Annotated in this window: 22 protein-coding genes; 8 read left to right on the forward strand and 14 right to left on the reverse strand. The window is 53.0% G+C overall.

Annotated features, from left to right (window positions below):
- Nucleotides 1–165 precede the first annotated feature (165 nt).
- On the forward strand, nt 166–903 hold the full coding sequence (locus tag CZ787_RS01600; protein ID WP_087105586.1) for an RNA methyltransferase: 738 nt from the start codon (nt 166–168) through the stop codon (nt 901–903).
- 107 nt (nt 904–1,010) lie between these two features.
- Here CZ787_RS01600 and CZ787_RS01605 read toward each other — a convergent pair whose 3' ends face one another.
- The 4 genes from CZ787_RS01605 to CZ787_RS01620 form a co-directional block, all read right to left on the reverse strand.
- Nucleotides 1,011–2,357, reverse strand: coding sequence for a Na+/H+ antiporter family protein (locus CZ787_RS01605; RefSeq protein ID WP_087105670.1), 1,347 nt, complete (start codon nt 2,355–2,357; stop codon nt 1,011–1,013).
- Nucleotides 2,358–2,650: 293 nt separating this feature from the next.
- Nucleotides 2,651–3,568 (reverse strand): metal ABC transporter permease, encoded by a 918-nt coding sequence (locus CZ787_RS01610; protein ID WP_087105671.1) that lies wholly within the window; start codon nt 3,566–3,568, stop codon nt 2,651–2,653.
- Nucleotides 3,569–3,591: 23 nt separating this feature from the next.
- Nucleotides 3,592–4,419 (reverse strand): metal ABC transporter ATP-binding protein, encoded by an 828-nt coding sequence (locus tag CZ787_RS01615; protein ID WP_087105587.1) that lies wholly within the window; start codon nt 4,417–4,419, stop codon nt 3,592–3,594.
- Between the two features lie 6 nt (nt 4,420–4,425).
- Nucleotides 4,426–5,343: a metal ABC transporter solute-binding protein, Zn/Mn family gene (locus CZ787_RS01620; protein ID WP_087105588.1), complete on the reverse strand. Its 918-nt coding sequence runs from the start codon at nt 5,341–5,343 to the stop codon at nt 4,426–4,428.
- Nucleotides 5,344–5,503: 160 nt separating this feature from the next.
- Between CZ787_RS01620 and mntR the strand changes: the two genes are divergently transcribed.
- Nucleotides 5,504–5,995 (forward strand): manganese-binding transcriptional regulator MntR, encoded by a 492-nt coding sequence (gene mntR / locus CZ787_RS01625; protein WP_087105589.1) that lies wholly within the window; start codon nt 5,504–5,506, stop codon nt 5,993–5,995.
- Nucleotides 5,996–6,034: 39 nt separating this feature from the next.
- Here mntR and CZ787_RS01630 read toward each other — a convergent pair whose 3' ends face one another.
- A complete protein-coding gene (locus CZ787_RS01630; protein WP_087105590.1) occupies nt 6,035–6,466 on the reverse strand; it encodes a DUF488 domain-containing protein in 432 nt (143 codons plus the stop codon).
- Between the two features lie 235 nt (nt 6,467–6,701).
- Between CZ787_RS01630 and CZ787_RS01635 the strand changes: the two genes are divergently transcribed.
- Nucleotides 6,702–7,148 carry an Rrf2 family transcriptional regulator gene (locus tag CZ787_RS01635; RefSeq protein ID WP_087105591.1) on the forward strand — a complete coding sequence of 149 codons (447 nt, stop codon included), beginning with the start codon at nt 6,702–6,704 and terminating at the stop codon, nt 7,146–7,148.
- 151 nt (nt 7,149–7,299) lie between these two features.
- On the forward strand, nt 7,300–8,043 hold the full coding sequence (locus tag CZ787_RS01640) for a Crp/Fnr family transcriptional regulator (protein ID WP_087105592.1): 744 nt from the start codon (nt 7,300–7,302) through the stop codon (nt 8,041–8,043).
- A gap of 557 nt (nt 8,044–8,600) precedes the next feature.
- Here the strand turns inward: CZ787_RS01640 and CZ787_RS01645 are convergent.
- From CZ787_RS01645 to CZ787_RS01660, 4 genes are all read right to left on the reverse strand, one after another.
- Nucleotides 8,601–9,548, reverse strand: coding sequence for a pirin family protein (locus CZ787_RS01645; RefSeq protein WP_087105593.1), 948 nt, complete (start codon nt 9,546–9,548; stop codon nt 8,601–8,603).
- Between the two features lie 44 nt (nt 9,549–9,592).
- The gene (locus tag CZ787_RS01650; RefSeq protein WP_087105594.1) at nt 9,593–9,895 is read right to left on the reverse strand and encodes a GNAT family N-acetyltransferase; all 303 of its coding nucleotides are present in this window, start codon (nt 9,893–9,895) and stop codon (nt 9,593–9,595) included.
- A gap of 302 nt (nt 9,896–10,197) precedes the next feature.
- The gene (locus tag CZ787_RS01655; protein ID WP_087105595.1) at nt 10,198–10,884 is read right to left on the reverse strand and encodes a hydrolase; all 687 of its coding nucleotides are present in this window, start codon (nt 10,882–10,884) and stop codon (nt 10,198–10,200) included.
- Between the two features lie 214 nt (nt 10,885–11,098).
- Nucleotides 11,099–11,695: a nuclear transport factor 2 family protein gene (locus tag CZ787_RS01660; protein WP_217883828.1), complete on the reverse strand. Its 597-nt coding sequence runs from the start codon at nt 11,693–11,695 to the stop codon at nt 11,099–11,101.
- Nucleotides 11,696–12,410: 715 nt separating this feature from the next.
- Between CZ787_RS01660 and CZ787_RS01670 the strand changes: the two genes are divergently transcribed.
- Entirely contained in the window at nt 12,411–14,201 is a 1,791-nt protein-coding gene (locus tag CZ787_RS01670) for an amidohydrolase (protein ID WP_087105596.1), read from the forward strand.
- Nucleotides 14,202–14,320: 119 nt separating this feature from the next.
- On the forward strand, nt 14,321–15,061 hold the full coding sequence (locus CZ787_RS01675) for an SDR family NAD(P)-dependent oxidoreductase (protein ID WP_087105597.1): 741 nt from the start codon (nt 14,321–14,323) through the stop codon (nt 15,059–15,061).
- Nucleotides 15,062–15,089: 28 nt separating this feature from the next.
- On the opposite strand, the gene CZ787_RS01680 is transcribed toward CZ787_RS01675, so the two are convergent.
- The gene (locus tag CZ787_RS01680) at nt 15,090–15,977 is read right to left on the reverse strand and encodes a helix-turn-helix domain-containing protein (RefSeq protein ID WP_087105673.1); all 888 of its coding nucleotides are present in this window, start codon (nt 15,975–15,977) and stop codon (nt 15,090–15,092) included.
- A 638-nt stretch (nt 15,978–16,615) separates the two neighbouring features.
- Here CZ787_RS01680 and CZ787_RS01685 point away from each other — a divergent pair.
- Nucleotides 16,616–17,806, forward strand: a complete 1,191-nt coding sequence (locus tag CZ787_RS01685) for a low temperature requirement protein A (RefSeq protein ID WP_087105598.1) — start codon at nt 16,616–16,618, stop codon at nt 17,804–17,806.
- Nucleotides 17,807–17,954: 148 nt separating this feature from the next.
- Nucleotides 17,955–18,539 carry an antibiotic biosynthesis monooxygenase gene (locus CZ787_RS01690; protein WP_087105599.1) on the forward strand — a complete coding sequence of 195 codons (585 nt, stop codon included), beginning with the start codon at nt 17,955–17,957 and terminating at the stop codon, nt 18,537–18,539.
- On the opposite strand, the gene CZ787_RS01695 is transcribed toward CZ787_RS01690, so the two are convergent.
- From CZ787_RS01695 to CZ787_RS01710, 4 genes are all read right to left on the reverse strand, one after another.
- Nucleotides 18,489–19,130: a helix-turn-helix domain-containing protein gene (locus CZ787_RS01695; RefSeq protein WP_087105600.1), complete on the reverse strand. Its 642-nt coding sequence runs from the start codon at nt 19,128–19,130 to the stop codon at nt 18,489–18,491. The two genes, CZ787_RS01690 and CZ787_RS01695, sit on opposite strands and share 51 nt — an antisense overlap.
- A 143-nt stretch (nt 19,131–19,273) precedes the next feature.
- Nucleotides 19,274–19,912 carry a response regulator transcription factor gene (locus CZ787_RS01700; protein WP_087105601.1) on the reverse strand — a complete coding sequence of 213 codons (639 nt, stop codon included), beginning with the start codon at nt 19,910–19,912 and terminating at the stop codon, nt 19,274–19,276.
- Between the two features lie 4 nt (nt 19,913–19,916).
- Complete coding sequence (locus CZ787_RS01705) at nt 19,917–22,943, reverse strand: sensor histidine kinase (protein ID WP_087105602.1); 3,027 nt, start codon at nt 22,941–22,943, stop codon at nt 19,917–19,919.
- Nucleotides 22,944–22,998: 55 nt separating this feature from the next.
- Nucleotides 22,999–23,775 carry an alpha/beta hydrolase gene (locus tag CZ787_RS01710; RefSeq protein WP_254908534.1) on the reverse strand — a complete coding sequence of 259 codons (777 nt, stop codon included), beginning with the start codon at nt 23,773–23,775 and terminating at the stop codon, nt 22,999–23,001.
- Between the last annotated feature and the right edge of the window lie 10 nt (nt 23,776–23,785).

The following is a 23,785-nucleotide window of genomic DNA, read 5'->3' on the forward strand; positions in this document are numbered from 1 at the left end:
AACTCAGGCCTTATCCGCTTAGTGTTTTACTGTCCAAGTTTTTGGGGTCAGTTCATTGTGCGGGGTTTTTGTCGTTTAACGCCCCGGGCAATGCCCACGCGTACCCGGCTTTAAAGCGTGGTACCATCAGCGCCTTTATTAGGCAGCTTTTAGGTCATCATTACCGTGCTTTCCAATATTCGCATTGTGCTCGTGCAAACCTTTCACCCTGGCAACATAGGCGCTGCCGCTCGCGCCATGAAAACCATGGGACTAACCAACCTGGTATTGGTTAATCCGCGAAGCTTCCCGGATGAAGAGGCCACCCGATTGGCAGCGGGCGCGACGGATGTGCTGGAAAACGCCCGTGTGGTTACTAGCCTTGAAGCAGCGGTGCAGGATTGCGTGCAAGTGATTGGTGCAAGCGCCAGATTACGCAGCCTGCCACTTCCCCACTTTGATGAGCCGGATGAAATGGCCGAACAGGTTATTTTAAACGCGGCCAATGCCCCCGTCGCACTCGTTTTTGGCCGTGAGCGTTCGGGCTTAACCAATGACGAGATTCGCTGCTGCACGCATCAAGTCAGCATACCGGCCAACCCTGAATACGGTATTTTAAACCTTTCTCAAGCCGTACAGATCCTCGCCTACGAAACCCACCGCGCTTGGCGAAAACGCGCCGGTAACGACTTTACTTACCAGCGCCCTCTTGACGCTACCCCACCCAGCCGCGAGCAGTTTGTGTATTTCCAGGACCACTTGGGCCGTTTGATGCAGCAAAGTGGTTTTCTTACCCAGCCGCATGCGCGCACCGAAGAGCAGCTTCAGGCGCTCTTTGCACGTGCCCAGCCAAGCCGAAAAGAGCTTTCTCTGTTGCGCGGGTTATTAAGCGCCTTTGAAGCTCACTTCCCGAAACAGCCATAAATGAGGCAGCCATAAGCGCTAAAACCAACAAGGGCAGCCATTGGCTGCCCTTGTTGTGACTGCTATTACCGTTTTGAGTGCTTAATGGTTGCTGTCATATAACACTATTAAAGCGTCATGGCCGCCAGCCAGCCAAAGGCGATTAATGGCAGGTTGTAATGCAGAAATGTCGGTACAACGCTATCCCAGATGTGGTCGTGTTGACCGTCCACGTTTAGGCCTGAGGTTGGCCCTAACGTCGAGTCAGATGCTGGTGAACCTGCATCGCCCAATGCCGCCGCCGTACCCACCAGTGCCACCGTTGCCATGGGGGAAAAGCCAAACTGCATCGCCAAGGGTACAAAGATCGCAGCAATAATCGGAATCGTCGAGAATGATGATCCAATGCCCAGGGTAATAAAAAGGCCTACCAGCAACATCACTAACGCTGCGACACCTCGGTTATCACCAAATATATCAAAAGCCCCCGTCACTAACGTATCGATATCGCCAGTGGATTTCATCACTTCGGCAAAACCTGACGCAGAGATCATGATAAAACCGATCAGCGCCATCATCCGCATGCCACTGGTGAACAGGTCGTCAGCTTCACGCCACTTAAAAATGCCGCCCAAGGAGAGCAAACCAATCCCGACCAGGCCACCCAAAATCATCGACCCGCTATAAAGCTGCAGGCCTAGCGCCGCCACAATAGCAACGCCAGACATTACCAACCCAAAGAGGTGAGGCTCTGCCGGTGTAGAATCCTGCTGATAAGGAGCCGCCGCCAACTCTTTATCCGCATATTCGCGATTACCGCGGTAGCTAAAGAACAGCGCCACTAATAAGCCAATGGCCATACCCCCAACAGGAATGGCCATCGCCATCGGCACCATGCCACGCGTAATCTCCAAGCCAAATGGCGTACCGGCGCTGTTTAAGTTAGCCAACAAAATATCGTTCAAGAAAATTGCGCCGAACCCAACGGGCAATAACATGTAAGGCGCGGTTAGGCCGAACGTTAATGCACAGGCAACAGCTCGACGATCCAACTTCAGACGATTCATAAGGGTAAGCAGTGGAGGAATCAGCACCGGAATAAACGCGATATGCACCGGAATCACGTTTTGCGATGCAATAGCCACTAACAATATGGCGGTGAGCAGCAGCGTTTTCACACGAGCCTGACGCGCGGCCGTCGCCTCCTTGCCCAGCATGGTAATCAATCGGTTCGCCAGCATATCGGGCAAGCCAGAACGAGAGATGGCAACCGCAAACGCACCGAGCGTTGCATAGGCTAGCGCTACTTGCGCTCCTCCGCCAACGCCGCTGTTGAAGGCCTCTAGTGTTTGGTCAAGCGTAAGCCCGCCCACCAGGCCACCCACCAGCGCACCTACAACCAATGCAAAAACAACTGAGACACGCACAAGAGACAGCACTACCATGACAAGCACGGCAAGAATAACTGCATTCATGAAGATTTCCAGACCGATGACAAGGTGATTAGGACGTGTACGAAAAACAAGCGAATGCCGGATGGCACACTCAAGAGCCACCATTTCGTACGCAGCCTAATATCGAAGGGTGCAAATTTTAGCAGATAGCGCGCTTACAAAAAGCATCCATCAGTTATTTCTCTGCTGTTGCTAATGTTTTGGCAAATAAAAGCATCTCTGTACGTTTGCTAGCCCCGCCAATGGCATCACTGGCCGTACTGCTTTTTGGCCAACTCATGGCGGACTCGGGTGCTCTGTTCGTAAACGAGCCGTTATCCCATCTTCCAATGACGCCACTGGCGCGGCACGATCCCCTGCTTGGGCGAAAAGAGCAGCGCCAAAATAAAGAAAGCGAAAGCCACCAACACGATTGAGCCACCCGATGCCACGTTAAATACTACCGAAAGCCAAAGCCCAATAACCGCAGACAATATGCCAATGGATACCGAAATCAACAGCATTATCGTGAAGCGGTCTGTCAGTAGATGTGCTGTCGCACCTGGCGTGATTAACATGGCAACGACCAGAATAATGCCGACAGTTTCAAGACTTGCAACAATCGTCAGCGTCAGCAAAAGAATGAGGCCATAGTGAATAATCTGCGTATTAAAGCCCAATGCTTGTGCCTGCTGGGGGTCGAAGGCATAGAGCAACAAGGGCCGATAAGCGAGCCATACCGTTAAAATGGCAATGATGCTGGCAACAAAGGTCAGCATTAATGCTGAGTGTTTAACGCCCAGTACATTGCCAAACAGAATGTGCATCAGATGGGTACTGGAAGCCAGTTTACTGATAATGACCACACCAAGGGCGAAGGAGGCGGTAAACATCAGCCCCATCGCAGCATCCGCTTTAATTCGTGTGTTCCTTTCAATCGCCCCGATGCCTACCGAGGTCAGCGCCCCGGTAATAAACGCCCCTACAAAGAAGGGCCAGCCAAGCAAATACGCAATGGCTACCCCCGGCAGCACAGCGTGAGAGATCGCATCACCCAGCAGCGACCAGCGCTTTAGCACGACATAACAGGAAAGCATCCCACAAATAGCGCCTACCAGCACCGAGGTGAGTAGCGCTCTTTGCATAAATGCATACTGAAAGGCGTCGGAAACGCTGTCAGGTAGCAGGTTAACTACCACCATTAACGCTGCGATTAAGCCATTTACCAGTGCATCGCTAAACGCTTCAATCATTAATATGCTATCAACCACGTAACTTACCCCTGCCCAGAACTATTGGAAGCCACTGGCATTATTTGGCGATCATTGACCGTTTGCTCAATTGAACTCACTGCAAGTTCGGCCAGTTTTGCTTCGCTTAGCATCTCTTCAGGCGTACCGGTACCCCGCACAAAGCGATTAATCAGCACGACGTGGTCCACATAGCGGCGAGCACCGGGCATATCATGTGTGACCATAATCACGGTTTTACCCGCTTCACGCTCGCGACGAAGTACCGACAAGATAAGCTTCTCGCTGGGCGGGTCAACGCCAGCCAGTGGCTCATCTAACAACAAAATGCTGGCCTGCTGCGCTAGTGCGCGTGCTAGCAACACACGTTTTTTTTGACCACCGGAAAGCGCGCCAATAGGTCGGTCAGCCAAGTCGAGCATATTGACTGCCACCAAGGCCTCGTGGACCGCTTCGCTATGCCGAGCGTGATGCCAGCGAGCTGGCAATAGCCGGCGCCATAACGCATCGCTGCGCATGTGTCCGTAGCGCCCGCCCATGACGGTGTCCCATACCGAGACAGGAAAATCCCACTCAATCGCCTCGCGCTGAGCCATATACGCGATACGCCCCGCCCGACGATGCTTTGCTATGGGCTCGTCAAAGGCTTTTACACTGCCTTGCAGCGGCTTCATGCTGCCGGTCAACACATGAAAAAGTGTCGATTTTCCGGCACCGTTAGGTCCGACAATGGCCGTCCATTTCCCAGCGGGAAATGTGAGGTGTATATCTTCCAGCACGGTTTGGCGCTGATAAGCAACGTACAGCCCAGTTACTTCAATGGCTGCCATCGTGCTCGGTAAACTGGTTGTCATGATGTACTACTCAACGGCTAAATACTGGCGCAGCAAATCGGCGTTATGCCTCAACATGGCAAAATAGTCTCCCGCCTCGCCCTCTGGCTCGCTTAACGAATCCACGTATAAAGGGCCTGCTATGGGAATCCCCGTATCTCTGGAAAGGCTACTAACGTAACGATCCGACGTTGTGCTTTCCCAAAAAAGCGCCGCAGGCTGGCGTGCGTTAATCAAGTCGATGATGCGCATTAACTGCTGCGGCGAACCTTCCGTTTCGGCGTTATTTCCCCAGATACCGTCATGTTCAAAGCCATAAGCATCGGAGAAATACAAAAATGCTGCTTCGCTTGAGAGCAAAACACGACGCTCTTTCGGAATATCGCTTAGCGTCTGTTGAAGCTCCAAGTGAAGGTCTTGAAGTTCTGCCACGACGTTATCGGCACGCGCCTGAATATCCTCTGCCTGCTCTGGCAGAAGGTCTTCCAACGCATTAGCTATCACGTGAACATAAGCCATTGCCGCACGCGGGTCTGTCCACATATGTGGGTCGACATCGCCCTGCATATCGCCAATCACAATATGCTGAGTGGGGTACTCTGAGGCTTCGGCAACGGCGACTAGCGGCACGTTGTCTTGGGTCGTCGCTTCCACCTGGCGCATCCACTGCTCTAGTTGATAGCCGTTATAAAACACAATATCGGCTTCTTCCAGGGCGGCAAAATTATTGGGCGTTAACTCCCACTCGTGCACCTCTGCATTAACAGGGCTCAGCACTGATACGTTGGCGTCGTCTCCTGCCACACGCGCCACTAAATCGCCCAATATCGTAAACGTCGCCACAACATTAATGGGCGGCGATAGCGCCTGAGCGGTGGCCGTCGTAACGCTACCCGCCGTCGCAAGCACAAAACTTATCGTCAACCATGCCTTTCGTTGACTCATGGACGCACCCCGTCATGTTGCAAATAGGATTGCTATAAAGACAACTTTAGCTCAACAAAAAAGCATTGTGCAAATAGTTTAGCCTTGGCTAACAATCATTCTACAATATGCGCTACCATGATCCATTAGAGTTTTCCATTCACCTCGATATAGTCTGCCAATGAGTGATAACGATAAGGCGCTTCCCCCTACCGCCAAAAGCTTGAAAAAAAGTTACTGCAATGACGCATTGCCGCCCATTGAAGAGCACACACGGCAATATGAAACCGTGCGTAACGCGCATGAAACCGAGCTAATCGAAGATTATGTTGAGCTGATTGGCGACCTGATTAGCCATCGGGGAGAAGCGCGCGCCGCCGACATCGCTAGCCGCATGGGGGTGAGTCAAGCAACCGTATCCAAGATGATCCGCCGCTTAAATGAGCTGGGGCTAGTGACCAGCAAGCCTTACCGCTCCCTGTTTCTAACGGCGGAAGGCCAAAAAATGGCAGAAACATCCCGGGCACGGCACGATATAGTGCTACATTTTTTACGCGCCTTGGGCGTTAATGATCATACGGCGCGCATTGATGCTGAAGGCATGGAGCACCATGTCAGCAATGAAACCCTGGCGATTATGCAGCGTTTTATTGACGAACAAACAAAGCGTTAATTACGCCCGATAGCCAGCCTGGTGCAATAACACCCCTCGCTACTCACTGCCCTTAGAGCTACTGTTTAAGAAGCACGGTGAGGAAGCTGGCTCTTGGTCGGCTCGGTCTTCTAGATCCAGCGCGCCCAGCACCGCTTCACGCAGAATTGGCAAATGTGAATGGTCCAGCTGGCGTGAGGCGGTTAATAACGTCAGTTTACCTTGCCTGGCATAACGCATCAGCGGTAGTAATGCGTCATCAGATTCCTTTAATTCCAAACGGTAGCGCGCCTGAAAAGAGGCCTCACTAATCTTGTCTTGATGGTAGTCACGCCTCAAAGATGAAGAAGGCGCAGCATCTCGGTACCAGTCCGTTAGCGCCAGCGAAGCGCGCTCTTTTCCACGCGGCCATAAACGGTCAACCAAGACGCGTGCTCCATCGTCTTCTTCAAACGCTGAATAGACGCGCTTAAGCACTATTTCGTAGTTCATATGACCTCCCTGATCAGATTTTTCACCAACACCCCATCCACCCCACCCATGCTATACAGGCTGCCAGGCAATTACCCTGCCCCATGTTAACGACATTAACGATGAGCAAAAATGATTAATAGCGCTCCCTTTCTATAATAAACGCCTTCCTTCTATTAACGAGGCCCGTAGCTGAATATTCCCCATCCTTTTGAAACACCGTACAATGCGGTGTTTAGCCCTCACTTGGCAAACTATGCACTTAACCCGCTTCACGGATTACTCTATTCGCGTTTTGATTTACCTGGCAGCCAAGGGAGAAGAGCGCGCAACAATCACGGAAATTGCCGAGACATTCTCGATCTCGCGCAATCACTTGATGAAAATTGTCCAGGAACTACATCAAAAAGAGTACCTCAAAGCCATCCGCGGCAAGCATGGCGGGCTTTGGCTAAACCGGGCACCCGAACACATCCGATTAGGGGCGTTGGTGAGAGATACCGAGCAGGAAATGGCGCTCGTCGAGTGCTTTCGAGACGATAACGCCTGCATCATTACACCCGCATGCCGCTTAAAGCCTATCCTTAACGATGCATTAGACGCCTTTTTGGGCGTTCTGGATCAATATACGCTGGCCGATTTGCTGCAAGGCCAGCACACCAGCCTGGCGTCGCTAATGAAAATCCCTGCCACCAACATGTAATTTTTTACATGCCCCCAGTCAGTAGAGCTTGACCATGTAGCCTAGCCATTTCCCCTAGCGTGGAGCATGCTGAGGCCAGAGCTACATCACCAAACAAGCGCAGGTAATGTTGCATACAGCTTCATTATTTCTACAAACCTCGGAGCCAAACATGGCCACCGCGCCCTTCTCGCCCAATCAAATCATGATCCGCAAACTAGAAAATATTTTCGTGCTTACTGGTGAAGAGAAGCAGGCGCTGATGGAACTACCGATTCACACAAAAGAAATTAAGAGCAATCAGGACATCGTTAAAGTGGGAGACCAGCCAAACCAGTGCTGCTTGATGATTGAGGGCTTTACGTGCGTCAATAAAGTATCCATTGAAGGCAAACGCCAAATCATGGCCCTCCATGTTCCTGGCGACATACCCGACCTGCAAAGCCTTCACTTGAGGGTAATAGATATTAACATTGCCTCTATCAGCCCCTGCAAGCTCGGCTTCATTCAGCATAAAGATCTGCATCAACTCTGCGAGCGCTATCCCAGGCTTGTCGCTGCTTTCTGGCGCGAGACACTTGTGTATGCCTCTATTTTCCGTGAATGGCTGTTAAATATTGGACAACGCGAGGCCTACTCCCGCATCGCGCATATTATTTGTGAATTAATGGTGCGCTTAAAGACAGTGGGCCTGACTGAGGGGAACACGTTCTATATGCCCACGACCCAAGCAGAAATAGCAGATGCGACAGGGATGACGCCCGTCCACGTAAACCGCGTTTTTCAGGCACTACGCGCAGATGGCTTGATCATCACCGAAAAAAGCCGGATGACCATACCTGACTGGGACAAGCTGCAGCAAGCTGGCGAGTTCGATCCACTCTACCTTCACCTTAAAAACGATGGGAACGCATAGCGGCAACGGCTTAGAAAAGACCGATCAAAGGCAAAGCAAAAACAAGTTGAAAGGAAAGTGCTAGGAATGTCGTTCTCAACAAAACTTGACATAAGCGCAACGCGAAAACAGACACTTATAGCCTGATTCTCAAGCAACCTGGCATAAATTCTCAACTTGATCTTGGCATAAATTCAAACGAGCGTATGCTGCCGTTTCTAAATTACGTAGTTTCATTGGCCGGGTTATTAGGGATATAGCGCTAATGAACCAAATACTCGCAATGCGCACCTTTATCCGCGTGAGCGGAAGGTACAGCGTATTACCAGGAGGCACAGAGACTAATCGCGGATATAGATGCAGTAGACAACGCGATGCGGCCTAACGGGAAGAAGACATAAGACCTGACATCAATGTTCATGAGTATGGATAATCCTCATGGCTCTTTTGTGATAAACAATAAGCCGGAAATAATTGAGGCGATTGACGACTTCAAAAGCGGACGGCTTGGTTCAATATCTGGCTAATAGTTATTTGAAGTAAGCTGACTGCCTGTGGCAGCCAGCTTCTTTGGGGCCTTATTTAGCAGGCTCTCCAGGAAAAGGAATGAACTCAGCATCGTCTCCAGGGGGGAGGCGAAAGCGGCCATTTTCGAAATCCGCTTCTATCCAAGCCTGTTTGGCGGCCTCTAGCTTTTCTCGCGAAGAGGCAACGAAGTTCCAGGATATATAACGGGGACCATTCAGGGTTTCACCGCCGAGCAGCATCAGTCGAGTGCCGGTTTCACCCGCCACAACCGTTATTGGGTCGCCTGGACGGAACACCATCATTCTGCCTGCATCAAATGACTCCCCTGCAATAATGACACTGCCGGACATGACATAAATGCCACGGTCCTCATGGCCATCCGGCAATGGGAGCTTTGCACCTGGCTGCAGTACCGCATCTGCATAAAACATTTCAGAGAAGGTTTGTACCGGTGCTCGCTCTCCCCAGGCCGTACCCAGGATCAGGCGCACTTCTTTGCCCTCGCCTTCCAACACCGGTAGCGCCTCCTCGCCATGATGCTCAAAGCTGGCAGGCTTGTCTTCATAAGCTTCAGGGAGCGCTACCCACGTCTGTATCCCCATCACCGAGTGCTTGTTCTGACGAGTGATAGCCCTGGTGCGCTCCGAATGGGTGACCCCATTGCCCGCCACCATCCAATTAACCGCGCCAGGACGGATTATTTGGTTAGTGCCCAGGCTATCACGGTGCTGAAATTCACCCTGATATAGATAAGTCACCGTGGCTAGCCCAATATGGGGGTGTGGGCGAACATCAATGCCTTCATCCTTAAGAAATTCAACGGGTCCCATCTGATCAAAAAAAATGAACGGCCCCACCATCTGCCGTTTCGGGGCAGGCAGTGCGCGGCGCACCTCAAAACCACCCAGATCTCTAGCCCGGGGAACAATCAGTGTTTCTATGTCATTCAAACTACCGGCAGATGGGCATTTGGGCTCTAAATCAGGCATCCAACTCATAGGTTTTCTCCAGAAATGAGAGACAAGAAAATTTGACGCGTACCTTAGAACAACACATCGTGCCACTCCGAGTGGCGTGCAAACTGTGCTTTCGCAAATGGGCATAACGGCATGATTTTCTTACCCGCAGAACGGGCATCTCCCACCGCTTGAGACACTAACGCAGCACCCACTTTTTGTCCGCGCATGACATCAGGCACTTCGGTGCTATCAATGATAATCATCGCATCACCTGCTTTCGAATAGGTCATTTCTGCTTTAGCACCATTGAGCTCGACCCTATAGTAGCCCTTGGTATCGCTGGTTTCATGTTCAATGGTAAATGAGGCTTCAGGTGCACCGGACATTGCCTTCTCCTTTCTGTATTACACGCTAAACAGCTCAGCATTTGTTTCTATAGTACTTAAGAGCATTACTCAGCTTAGTACTTATGCCTTTGAAGTACTTATGCCTTTGAAGTACTTAGCCCTTTGAATACGACCCTATGCTCTGCCTGCATTAGGATGATTAAAAGTCAGGAAATGGCGCACGACCGGGCCTCCCTCCCCTTGGTGGATCGGCCAGCGAGCGTACGCCGTCCCAGCGCAGTTTAAGGTTGTAGTTCAAGCCGCCGCGCGCATAAGGGCGGCCAGAGCCGCCCCATAACGGCCTAAATTTCAGCGTGAACGGGAGCCAGTGTAGGGCCGTGCTTTACCCGCTCATCGGCCTTATGCACCATGGTGTAGGCGTAATCAACACCCATGCCATAAGCGCCGGAATACTCTTGCACCACAGCCATCACCTCGTCGTAGGTATCCCTGTTTTTCCAGTCACGCTGCCACTCTAGCAAAACCTGCTGCCAGGTTACCGGCACTACCCCTGCCTGGATCATCCGCTGCATCGAGTAATCATGGGCCGCTAGGCTGGTGCCACCGGAAGCGTCAGCCACCATATAGATTTCGTACCCGGCATCGTGCATCGCCGAGAGGGCGAACGTGGTATTGCAGACTTCCGTCCAAAGACCCGAAACGATGACTTTGTTTCGCCCGTTTTGCTTGAGCGAATCGCGTACTTTTTGGTCATCCCAGGAGTTCATCGACGTACGTTCGAGGATGGGAGCATCAGGGAACACTTCCAGCAGTTCAGGGTAAGTGTGACCCGAAAAGCTTTCGGTCTCGACGGTTGTAATGATCGTCGGGATGCCGAACACTTTCGCGGCCTTGGCCAAGCCAACGACATTGTTCTTCAGCGCTTGGCGGTCAATCGACTGCACACCAAAAGCCATCTGCGGCTGTTGGTCGATGAAGATCAACTGTGAATTGCTGGGCGTAAGGACTTCAAGCTTAGGGTTCTGCATTAGGTTCACCTTTGACAAATAGGATGGATGTCGTGAAACGGCTATTAACTATCGCAATCCACCCCTGCTTATGATTGGACGACAATCTTGGCTTGGGATGATTGTGTGATACGTGTGCCCTGCAGCATCCTATCCGGCGAGTGGCCGATGCCCCCCAGCATTTGAGGGGCTGAACGATCTCGGCAAAAGCACCAACCAGCCTATCCCTAAGTCGTTACTCCGCACCCACGGTAAAGGGGGCTGTTTCCTCAGGTGTTTTCACAGTCCACGAGCCAGACTGCCGGAACGAACTGGCAGAAGCATAGGTATCTTCCATGAACTGGAAATACGTCATCTTTCCGTCACGGACCTTAGCGTGGATGGAAAACGGTGATGTGAACACATGGTCTAGCTCTAAGGACCGATAAGTGAACCTACCGAAAATCGCGACGTCCTCGCCGGAGGCAATTTGATCAGTGATGGTAAAGTCTTCAGTCTCCCAGTAATCCGCGAGCTGTAAGAATAAGCCGCTGAAGGCCCTCGGGCCATAGTTTGTGCCGGTCCAAGGTATGATTTTCTGGAGTTCCGGATTGTCAACGTTCAGAGAAATGTAGGTTGCGTCTGGAGCGACCAATCTCTCTGCAGCAGCTTCAACTTTATCAGGCGCGGTATTGGACAGGAATTCCATGACAACCGAAAGTGAGGCTTCAGACTGCGCGTCACTAATCGACTGAGCTGCGGCAGGGGTGACAGTTAAAATGGACGTGGCGGTCATACTAGCGGTGAGCGCAATTATTGCAGCAAGCGACTTAGCTTGAGTAATCGTGTTCATGAGTTTTCTCCGGATTTAGAGGTGCTATTGCTCTTCAGCGTCGGTTGATCAATAGACTGCACACCGAAAGTCCTGTGCGGCTGTTGGTCGATGAAGATCAACTGTGAATGGGTTCCGCGATGCCCGAACAGCATTAGACAGTGATGAGAATTCTAGCGAGCGCTGTCGTGCTCTACGTCGCCGATTCTGCTGAGACGGTGCCGATCTTGCGATTTGATGCGTGGAAGTCCTGTTAGCCGCAACTGCACAACATGTGCTGGATACCTTTGTAGAATTGCGCGCGGTTCCGAGACAGCGCCTCGCGAAATTCGTCGAAAACCTCCATCGGAATACCATCAGGGTTCGTGTCGGACTTGACCATCACGGGGGAACGGTGCCGATCAGCACGGCCTTGGCTACACGGCCGAACTCGGCCTAGGCGACATAGCGAGCGACCTCTTCCCCGCCGGTTGAATGGCCGATAACAGGGAAGTGTCAGTACGACGGTAGGCATCCTCGTAATAGATCGGCGAGGGGGTCAGCAGCACCCATCAGATCTTCGAAGAGATCAAAAGGACGCTACCGCACTGCTATTGACCGCAAGATCGGCAACTGAACCGCAGCTTCCGCGCCGCACTCCGTTTAAACGCTTGCTAGATTAATCAGGCTGAAACCATGTGGCACTAAGGCCGATCTGGCTGCGCTGCGCAACGCTTTTTTCGAGAGGGTACTGAAGATGACCAAAACACTACCGGTCGCAACACCGACGACTCCTTCCGTTTCCAGCGGAAACACACAGTTCACGCAAGAGGCTCCCGGCGCAGACCTGATCGTATTCAATGCGAATATTTTCACCGGCAATCTCGCACAGCCCGAAGCGTCTGCGTTCGCGGTCAAGAAAGGTCGCATCTATTCGGTCGGCATCGATACTGACATTCTTGGTCTGAAAAACGCCAGCACCCAGATCATCGACGCTGGCGGTCGCAGACTGATCCCGAGCATAAATGATGCCCATATGCACCTCCTGAATGAAGCCAACTACACCTACAATGTCAGGTGGGACGGGGTGCCTACGCTTAACCGAGCGCTGTCCATGCTGAGCGAGCAGGCAGAACGAACGCCAGAGGGGCATTGGGTCAAGGTGATTGGAGGCTGGTCACCCTACCAGTTCGAAGAAAATCGCTTCCCCACCATGGAGGAGCTACGCGAGGCGGTGCCTAACCGCCCTCTGCAAGTGCAATACGCCTACAACCACGCCTTTATGAATGAATTAGCGATGGAGGCATTGGGCGTGGGGACGGATCGCTTCCCTGACCTCCAGGTCATTGAGTTTGAGCAGGACGACAAGGGAAATTACACAGGTGTTTTGCATGGCGACACGTTCGGCTTTGTAGCCTTGGAAGCGCTGGTGCCCCAGCCTACGTTCGAGGAACAACTGAGCTCGTTGATCTACACAGTCCACGGTTTGAACCGTTTCGGCGTGACCTCGGTGTTTGATTGTGGCAGCAGGGGCTATCCCGACGCCCATGTCACAGCAGAAATGCTCATGCGCGAAAATCGTTTCAATCTGCGCCTGTCCTTCGTGGACATGCAATGGGGCAGTTCCAGCATGGTCGATGCAGAAATTAATGCCATTACGGCAATCTCACCTATGAGTCCCGGACAAAGCCTGAACCCATCCATGGCACACGGCCATGTATTTCGAGGCGCCAAGGCACTGGATACGGAAGTGCATGATCACGAGAATTTCGACCTCCCGGCAGTCCTTCTCGATCCGGAACGGATTCATCGGCACGTCGAGCAGGATATTGCCAAACTGGTTCAGCGGCGAATTCCGTTCCGCATGCATATCAGTTACAACGAAAACATCACGCCGTTCCTTGATGCCATGGAGAAGATGAACGAAACCACACCGCTAGATGGCCTGAAGTGGAGCATCGAGCACGCCGAAACGATCAGCCCTGAGAATATTATAAGAGTCAAAAACCTTGGCGGCGGAATTGCCCTTGATCCCAAAATGGCGATGCACGGCGATGCTTTCATCAAGACCTACAGCCGGGAGAAAGCTCTGGAAACGCCACGTCTTCGTGCGCTCGTCGATAGTAGGATCCCCCTGGCCATGACGACCGACGGGTTCCGTGCCAGCTCATTCAACCCTTGGGTCGCTGTCAGTTGGGTGGTCTCGGGAAAAGCGGTTTCCGGCACTGAAGTTCTTGCTGAACACAATCGTCTTTCCCGTGTCGAGGCGTTGAACCTGTTTACTCGGGGTGCTGCGTGGTTTACAGACGCAGAGGCCGAAATGGGCAGGATTGCCCCAGGCAACCTGGCTGACTTCGCTCTGCTGGACAGGGATTACTTCAGCGTGCCGGAAGATGAGATCAAGCACGTAACCTCCGTCCTGACGGTCTTGGACGGCCGGGTGGTGTTTGGAGCCGAAGACTTCAGTACCCTCGCACCGGTCCTGCCCGACATTCTGCCTGACTGGTCTCCCATCAAATATTACGGGGGCTACTACGGGGCCAAGTGAATTGCTCACCACGCCCAACAGATGGCGCCTTGGCCGCCTTCCTCTCCGATATCTGAAAGCCGTTTTTCCCGAGCCCGAATGCGGGCCTTCTACACTCATCTCAAAAAAAGGAATGAAGCATGCCTAATCTCAAGGGCAAGCGCGCGCTCGTCACTGGCGGATCCCGCGGCATCGGTGCAGCGATTGCGCTGGCATTGGCCGAAAGCGGCGCGGACGTCGCGATCACGTATCAAAACTCGACCAAGCGCGCGGACAGCGTCGTCACTTCGATCACGAAACTGGGCCGCCGTGGATTTTCCATTCAGGCCGACAGTGCCGATCCGGAAGCCATCAAACGGGCCGTCAGCGAAGCTGTCGAAACGCTTGGCGGCCTCGACATTCTGGTTAATAGTGCAGCCGTCGGACTTGCCGGACCGGTCGCGCAAGTCGACCTTGCGGAATTCCAGATGATGATGGACGTGAACGTGCGCGGACCGTTTGTTGCCGCACAGGCCGCCATACCGCACTTGCCCAAAGGTGGTCGCATCATCTCAATCGGGTCGGCCTTGGCAGAAAGCGTCCCTTTTCCAGGTGTAACGGCTTACGCGATGTCGAAGTCTGCGCTGCTCTCTTTTACGCGCGGCCTGTCGCGCGAACTTGGCCCGCAAGGCATTACGGTAAATCTTGTTCTACCAGGATCGACCAATACCGAGGCGAACCCGGCCGATGGTGAAGGTGCTGATTTCCAGCGAAGCCTTTCTTCGATCGGGCGCTATGCTGAGCCGCGAGAAATTGCGGACGCGGTCGTGTTTCTTGCAAGCCCTTCCGCAAACATGGTGACAGGTAGCACCCTTACCGTGGACGGAGGCGCGAACGCCTAGGTCGGTCGGGCAAAAATCTCGACAGAGTCTACCGTCGAACGGCCCGACGGTAGTCTGTTGGGCTCATGTGCCGATACTTGATAAAAATCCGAGCGAGAACCTGATTCGACGAGTACCCGACATCTTGGGCGATCTCAGTAACCGAAAGATCCGTCAGCTCTAGGAGTTCACAGGCTTTCTCCACTCTAAGTCGCGTCAGGTAGGCACGTGGCGGAACACCGACGCTCTGCTTGAACATGCGTGCGAAATGAAAAGGTGAGAGCCTCGCCTCAGCTGCCAACTCGTTGAGGCAGATATCTTCCGAAAGCCGCGTCCGCATCAATTCCAGACAACGCTTCTCTGCCCACGGGGCAAGACCACCGCTTGCCGACTCGAACGGAGTCCCGCCCTTGCGGCACAGCTCGGCCATGATTTCGCAGCCTGCAGCCTGAGCCAGCAGACGCGACGGCGTGCCCTCCTCATCACATAAAAGCCACAGACTCCGGAGCGCTGACTGGATGGCCAGCGAGTGAAACGGCCCTCCGTAGAGCTGCAGGCATTCCATGGAGAGTCGCCCGTCGGTGGCTTCATCGAGCACTTTCTGCCAGTGAGCTACAGGAAAGGACAAGCTACGAAGCTGATGACTGGAGTCGACCACCGCCTTATTAGCAAAGCTCGGCGCAGAGAGATAGAAAAAGCCCTTTTCACTCGCGACATTGTAATACCCGCCTCCCGAGTCGCCGCTAACACGACTGCCACCAAGCAGATCCTGATACAGGACAAGTTCCGGTAGAGCTGGGCGAGACATATCTCCGGCTGGGCGAGCCACCTCAAGCAGATCAAGGATACCGCCTGGGGATTTTCTTGTACGTACATAGGACGCTTCTTGGCCCTCGCGGTACCACTTGGAGAAAGACGAATTGGCAGGTACATTCATCGTAATGTCCTTTGAAATGGTCGCGCCGACTCGCGCAAAGAGGTTTCGACCCGCCATGCACCTCATATATCGCTCAAGCGCTATTAACCGTACCCGGCGCTACCATAGTAGACCACTTTTCTGCATATTATATTATGCAATGAACACTGCAAAGCTGCCCATATCCATCAGAAGAGGCCCCTATTCCGTGCCGACGGCATAGCTCCTTGATGGGCAGTCACGCTCCTGCTTCGCTCAGAAAACCCTGATCTGTTCTTCGCTGAAATGCTTCATGGCCAATCGCCTTACACAAGGATTGGACACTACAGTGTCGCGCTAACGCCCAGTGGCCCTCCAACCGGATTCGCGTGCAATCTATCGGGCGTTTGTACAAGCCAGCGCGGTTCAGTTTGTTTATCTTGCCTCCAAAGCCTTATGCGCGCCCTTCGATTGATACCCTGAGAACGCTCAAAGAACCGTCCTAAGGATATCGTTGGCAAAAATGAAAATAATGTTGGGCCAATAACTTTCTTCAAGCATACCGAGGAAGCCCAGCTCCGTTTATGCACTGGTCGATTCTATTATTTGGCACGACTACATCGCTTCTTCCCTTTGCATCGTCTGCCTTAATCCACGCATTTATTCGGTGACTGGTACTAATGGAAATTAACCCCATACTCATCAGGCTTGGCATTTTACCTCTTGTTCCCAGAGATCCTGCGGAACCTCACCGAGGGGCAACACCGCTTGAGCTGCTATTTGATCTGGTTTCGGTCATTGCGGTCGCCTCCGCTGCGTCAGGTCTTCATCATGCCATTTTAGCTTTCCACATAACGGAGGGCGTGCTGAAGTTCTCAGCGTCTTTCTTTGCCATTTGGTGGGCGTGGATGAACTTCACTTGGTACGCCTCTGCTTATGACAACAATGACAGTCTGCATAGAGTATTAACAATAGTGGCGATGGCAGGCTCGCTTATTATGGCCGCAGGTATCGATAGATTCTTTCAGACAAATAACATAGACATGATCGTCGCAGGTTTTGTCGTAATGCGCCTTGCAATGGTTTGCTTTTGGTTGAGGGCGGCAAGGCATGATCCGGAGCGTCGACTGACGGCCTACCGGTATGCAGTCGGCATCGCAATTGTTCAGGTTTATTGGGTGGGATTGATGCTCGCCCAGCCGATAGCAGTCAATCTATTGGTAGGTTTTTATGCTGTCGGTGCCTTGTTCGAATTAATAGTTCCGGCATACGCGGAGAGCAACAACACCACTCCTTGGCATCGACGTCATCTCATTGAAAGGTATGGCTTGCTAAATATTATTGTGCTGGGTGAAACACTTCTGGCTGGCAGCCTAGCCATTCAACGAGTTGCAAGCGACAACATGGGCAAGGAATTAATTGGCATTGCCATCTCTTCTTTGGTCCTGGTGTTTGCACTGTGGTGGGTTTATTTCTCACAAAAAGAGCACGTTGCACACCCACGTTTGTCGCTAGCATTGCTATGGGGGTACGGCCATCTATTGATCTATATGTCTGGGGCAGCCGTTGGTGTGGGTGTCGCGGTACTGATAGAGGTGGTCACCGGCTATTCAAGTTTATCCACATCAGTGGGTTTATACACCATAGCCGTTGCTATCAGTGGATATTTGTTCGGACTTTGGGTGATAAGAGAACGATTTGAACTGGAAGGAGCTGGGCGCTACATATTGTTATTAACAGCAATCGTGCTTCTTTTCTCCCCTCTAATACTACCCATCGAGGGCATCGCTGCGTTACTGGTTATTGGCGTTGCAATTCGAAATCAATACGCATGCAAATCCGTCAAGCAAGAAACCCCTCATGGAATTTGAGCAATGAACTCTTGCACCCACCATAGCTGCCTTAACCGTGGTGGATAAATGACACACATCACAAAGCCTGAAGCTCAACCAGACCACGCCCTCACGGACGTAAGAATAATTGCCCCCATGACTATCGCACGCATCACGGAGAACCACCATGAATGATAAAGCAGCAGAATCTGTACCCAGTGTGCATTACAACGACGGCAGATCGATCATTATTAAGCATACCGTCCGCCCGGAATTCAGAGAACGTTATGAGACTTGGTTAAAGCAAATAATTGCCGCAGCAGCTGAATTTCCGGGTCATTCAGGTGTTCACATACTTCGCCCCTCGGAAGGGAATGACACCTTTGAAATTGCCGTGCGATTTACCAGCAACTCCGCCGCAGAAGCATGGCTGAGCTCAAACATCCGAAAGGAGTTGTTATCATCCATTGTTTCCGCGCTCGCTTCTGATGAACAACTGGAAATCAAAAGTGGAATTGATTTCTGGTTCACACCCCCGGCCTCGAAAGCTAAGCAGCCGACTAGATGGAAACAATGGCTCATAACGACCGCTGTGATATGGCCTCTAACTATCATAGTTCCAGCGTTGTATCAGCCGCTATTCAACATAATTCCTGAGATATCCGTGTGGGGTGTTCGCCATGGAATTACCGCCGCGACCATCGTTGCACTCGTCGTCTACTTAATCATGCCGAGGGTAGTTCGCCTCGTGGCCGGCTGGCTGTTCCGCTAGGGCTTTGGCCGAACCCAAGGACGGGTCTAGATAATCCGCAGGGGGATTTTCAGTATGTAACTTTCGCCAGGTTTGCGGAGACAAGCCGGTTTCGCGCCTGAACACGCGGCAAAAGTGGGACTGGTCGCAAAATCCGTGGCTAAGCGCAATATCGCTCAAGGAATGTATTGAACATAGCATGTATTGCCGCGCTGCCTCCACACGCTTGGTGGTCACATACATTAGCGGAGTCATTCCGGTCGTCTGTTTGAACACATGCGAAAAATGACTTACGCTCAAACCCAGCAATAAAGCAAGTTCGGTCGTCCGTATGCACTGGTCGAGATGTTCATTTATGAATTCGTCAATACGCGATATCTGCCAGCGTGCCAATCCTCCCCTATTTCTATGCGGCGAAGGCCCACCCTGACTGTCGATTGCCAGCAAAGCGATCGCCTCATTAAGATACGTCGAAGCGATGTCGGAATTATGGTGAAGGGCTCGCTCCGTTTCCATCAGCAACGTCAACAGTTGCTTAGCCTGTTTTAAGCGGTCAGAACCACTGAAGGCGGTGTTGTCCAATGAGTAACCTGTGCTAACACTCCCGTTCATAGCTCTCGCTCCTTGGCCGGGGTCAGAACTTGGTGGCGTGCTCAGCTCGCTACCATGGGATACCCAGGTTAGCAGTGTGGCCGAGCCCGACACAGCCCTAAACAGGGGAGCATTTACCAACACTAAAGTGGGGGGCGAACTATTTATTGCGGAAGCTCGATGATCCCTCGCTGGAGGCCAATAGTGACCGCATGCGTCCGATTATAGGCTCCCAGCTTATCCATGATATTTCTCAGATGCCCTTTGACGGTATCTTCACCTATTGCTAATGCAACAGCCGTCTCCTTGTTCGACAACCCTTCGGCGACATGTTGCAGCACCTGAACCTCACGGCGAGTGAGACCGTCCTGATCAATATGGGCCGCCAACTCCGCCGCAATCTCCGGCGGAAAGCGTTGTTTGCCCGCGGCCAGATTGCGTATGGTTTCAATCAGTTCATGGCGTAGCGTGCTTTTCAAAAGATAGCCTCTCGCCCCCGCCTTGATTGCTTGTAACGCCCTTACATCGCCTCGGTAGGTGGTGAGTACAGCGATACATGCTTGCGGAAACTCCGACATGATAGCGCTAATGGCACCAAGGCCGTTGAGCTCAGGCATCTGAACATCCATGAGCGTAACGTCTGGCTGAGAAGCTCGGTATAGCCGGATCGCCTCCAGCCCATTGGAGGCTTCGCCGACCACGCTGATGTCCTCGTAACCGCCCACTACCGCCGAAATTCCCTCGCGTATCAGCGCATGGTCATCCACGATCAACACGGTGATGGGTTTCTTGTGAACAACCATAGCTTTATCCTGCACTGCTGGAGCGGTTTTGTTTACTATAGACTGCATGTTCATAGGCAACGGAGCCAGGTAGCGAAAGGCTGACCCGCGTACCGTTTCTGGCATTGCTGATGATCGCAAGCGTTGCGCCAATTCTCTCGGCGCGCTCATACATGCCCCTCAGACCGCCATGTTCAGGCCGGCCCTGCATTCTCTGGTAAAGTGGTTCAATGCCCATCCCGTCATCAACAACCAACATTTCAAACGTGCCCGCAGCGTATTTGAAGCTAACGGCAACCTGACTCGCCTGGGCATGACGAAGTGCATTTAAAACCGCTTCTCTGCCCACCTGATAGAAAGCATCGCGAACGTCATTCCGCAGCGGCACCGGTTCACCCATATTGCTAGCGCTGTAGGCAACTGAAGACGGAGGGCCTACATCCAGCGGTAACGCTTGAAATGCAACGGCCAGATCTTCCGTGGGTGCCATCTGGCCGCGTAGACCTGTGATCCTGTCGCGGCCCTCAGCAATCACCTGTTCGGCCCGGTCCAGCGCCCGCTCCATCGATTGATGAGCACGAGATTCTCTAGGCAGACTGTCGGCGACCGCCTGAAAGCTAAGCATCATCCCCTGCACGCTTTGCAGCAACGTGTCATGCAGCTCGCGCGCGATGCGCTCGCGCTCCTGAAAGCGCTCTTCCAGGCGTGTCCGGAGGGCTGCCTTTTCACGTCGCGTATAAAGGCGGGACATCCAGAGCGCGAGCGCCAGCAACGTTCCTGAAAAGACCAGCAGGAATCCTGGGCGCAGATAGAAAACCTGAGGAATGACGACCGCTAAAGCCGCATCAGGAAGAATGAAACTCTCATTCTCGCCAAGCGCACGAACCTGAAATTCGTAATTACCCGGGCGCAGGCGTGGAAACACCGCTTGCCTGGAGCGCCCAGCGTCGACCCATTCAGCATCATGACCATTGAGCCGGTATTGAAAGCGCATCGTCTCTGGTGCGGCGAGGTTCAATGCTGAATAGGTAATAATCAGCTTTTTCGGAACAGCTGATAACCGAACGGTGGCGGCGGAGATATCAAGTTCGGCTCCATCGGCTGTCAGCGACTTGATCATGACGACGGGAGATTGTGCCATACCCCTTAGTTGGTAAGGATCAACACGGACGACCCCGCTTTCGGTAGCGAACCATAGCAAACCTTCGGGCGTGTAGGCCGCAGTGGGCAATGGTAATACCTTGTATGGATCCATGGGTAGCTGACCAATGTGATCATGCGAGCTGTACAAGAGCGTGTCGCCATCGGCTATTACCCGCTCGATCTCTTCTGCTGGCAGTTTGAAGATACCTCCGCGACTGTGTACCCAGATATCCATCCCGGATTCGCTGGCATTTTTCTCAGCCGGTACAGCGACTAACCCGTAGATACTCTGAAATGGCCCAGCAGCTGGCAGATCCAGCCGATGAAAGCGTCCATCCTTGAGATACGCCAAGCCGTGCTGGCCACCTACCCAAGTGCGCCCAGGCAAATGCAGCATGGCGGTCACATGTCCGATATTCAGCCCTTCCTCATCACCCCAGCGTTCGATTTCCTGATCATCGAAGGACACTAGAAGATTATCCCGGTAGCCGAACCACAGCTTGCCCGCCAGGTCTCGGGAGGCGCTGACAGGCATCACCTGCCGTTCAGAATCACTGACTGACTCAATGTATCGCCATTGTTGATCAGCCCAGACGAAAAGCCCCACTCGGTTGACGGAGACCCATATATCGCCATCCTTCCCTACCGTCATCGCCCTTACGGCAGCCTCGCTGGCGGATTCAACAGGTAATGGTGCGATGCGCATCGGTCCGTCATCTGTAAGCGAGAAAATCCCCCGGTCCCCGCCAATCAACAAGCCGTGTTGCTGACTGTTTACCAATGTGGTGATCGGCATGTCCAACTCAAAAGTGGAACGGCTGTCGCCCCGGAGACCCATCAGTTGGCCGTTGCCGGAGCCGATCCATAATGAACCATCACCGCTCACTGCCAATGCGTGACTGCCCGCCTCGACAGGCAGAGCAAGGGGAGGCATTGTTGTACGCTTGAGTCGATCCAGGCCCGCATCAGTACCCACCCAAAGGGTGCCATCACGGTCGATAAGCTGCGCCAATATATTATCGGAGCTGAGTCCATCGTGAGTGGTGTATGAAGTGATTGTATCCTGATCCTCGGCAGAGCTGGGCCGCTGCCCGGCAGCCAGGTAATGCACGCCAGATCCCAGGGTGCCCAGCCAAGCGTCGCCCTGCTCGTCCAGAACGATACTCACCGAGCGTGATGCCGGTATCTCTTCCACTTTAATGCCGACATGGCCTGTTTTTTTCAGACGCAATAGGTGGTTTCTGGCACGATCCGTTATCCATATATCACCTGCAGAGGAAGATACTATTTCACTGATCGATTGGCTCTTGATGCCAATCTCCGTGAACGCCGATGCCCCAGGGGGAAGCATATATATTGCCTCTTCACTCGCAGCCCAAACATAACCATCTGCATCCACGTGCACCGCTCGGGCATGGCGGTCGAGAAAGCCCGTTTCCTTGCCAGCCAAATGCCAACCCGTGCCATCATGACGGGCAAGCCCACCACCCGTCGCGGCCCATACATGCCCTTGCGGGTCCTCGGCCATGTCGTACACCACCCCGCCCGGAAGGCCTGGGTCAACCGGTTGAATCACACCGTTCGTGCTGATTAAACGGGCTCCACCGGCACGAAAACCCACCCACAGGCCGTCGGTAGTGCTTAGAAGCGCCGAGACCACGCCCAGCGGCTCACCGTCAGCAGGCTCGAATTTCTCGAAGTCAAAACCATCGAAGCGATACAAGGAATCATGAGTTCCCAGCCACAGGTACCCATCAGCGGTTTGCGCAAGCGCTCCTACAGAACTGGGGCCCTGGTCGCTGGTAGTCCAACGACGATGGTCCATTTCGTCCGAGATGCGCGCCGCTGCACTTGAGCACGCAAGGTAGCCAAGCACGAGATTCAGCAACAAAATTACGAAAGTTCGCAAGGAATGTACCTAAAGCATGCGTCTTTGTATTGAGTACTACAGTCGGTGGGCGGCATCAAAACCAGCCCAATTGTTGCTGAAGCCATTCAATGATTCGGTCAGCGACGCGCTCCCAACCCAGCTGCGTAATAAGCAGATGCCCATATCCGGGAAACGAGATGTAATCTGTCGGCGCCAACGACTGTCTCTGATAGCAATAATTAGCTAAAACCACAGAACTGGCAACCATACGATCGTCGCCACCGGAAATCAGTAATAAGGGCCCGCGCTCTTGGTCGAAGAGCAACCTGCTACCCACCCCTAATGCTACCGTAGTCATCAGTATTTGCGGGACTCTACCAACAAACTTTTCATATAACGGGTCGGTTGTCTGCCGGGATGCCGGATGCCCTACGCGGCGAGAGAATTGCGCAGGCGTCATGCGCAGAAAACGCATGCCCTCGAGCCGCTCAGCTCTCGCCGTAAGTATCTGCAGTAGCGAACGAATACCAGGGAAGACGCACTGGGGTGGACGCGGGGCGATTGCGATACCAGCCACCCCCAGACCACGGTCCAGCAAAAGCTGAACGATCAACCCGCCCATCGCATGGCCAATCAGAATAGGCGGCACCGGGAAGGCTGCAATCTGCTTCGCGTAAAAATCCACGAGACGCCCAAGGGACGATGACCTAACATCTTTACCATGCAGAACTCGGTACCAGCCTTGCTCGCCGGGCGCTGGCAGCGACAGGACACTGCAGGCGTAGCCGCAAGCCTTGAAATGGCGCTGAAACTTGTCCCATACCGTCGGGATCAGCCAATCGCCTTGAATAAAACAGATATGGTAGCCCACGATCGACAAT

Source organism: Halomonas citrativorans (genome assembly GCF_900163645.1).
Lineage (GTDB): Bacteria > Pseudomonadota > Gammaproteobacteria > Pseudomonadales > Halomonadaceae > Vreelandella > Vreelandella citrativorans.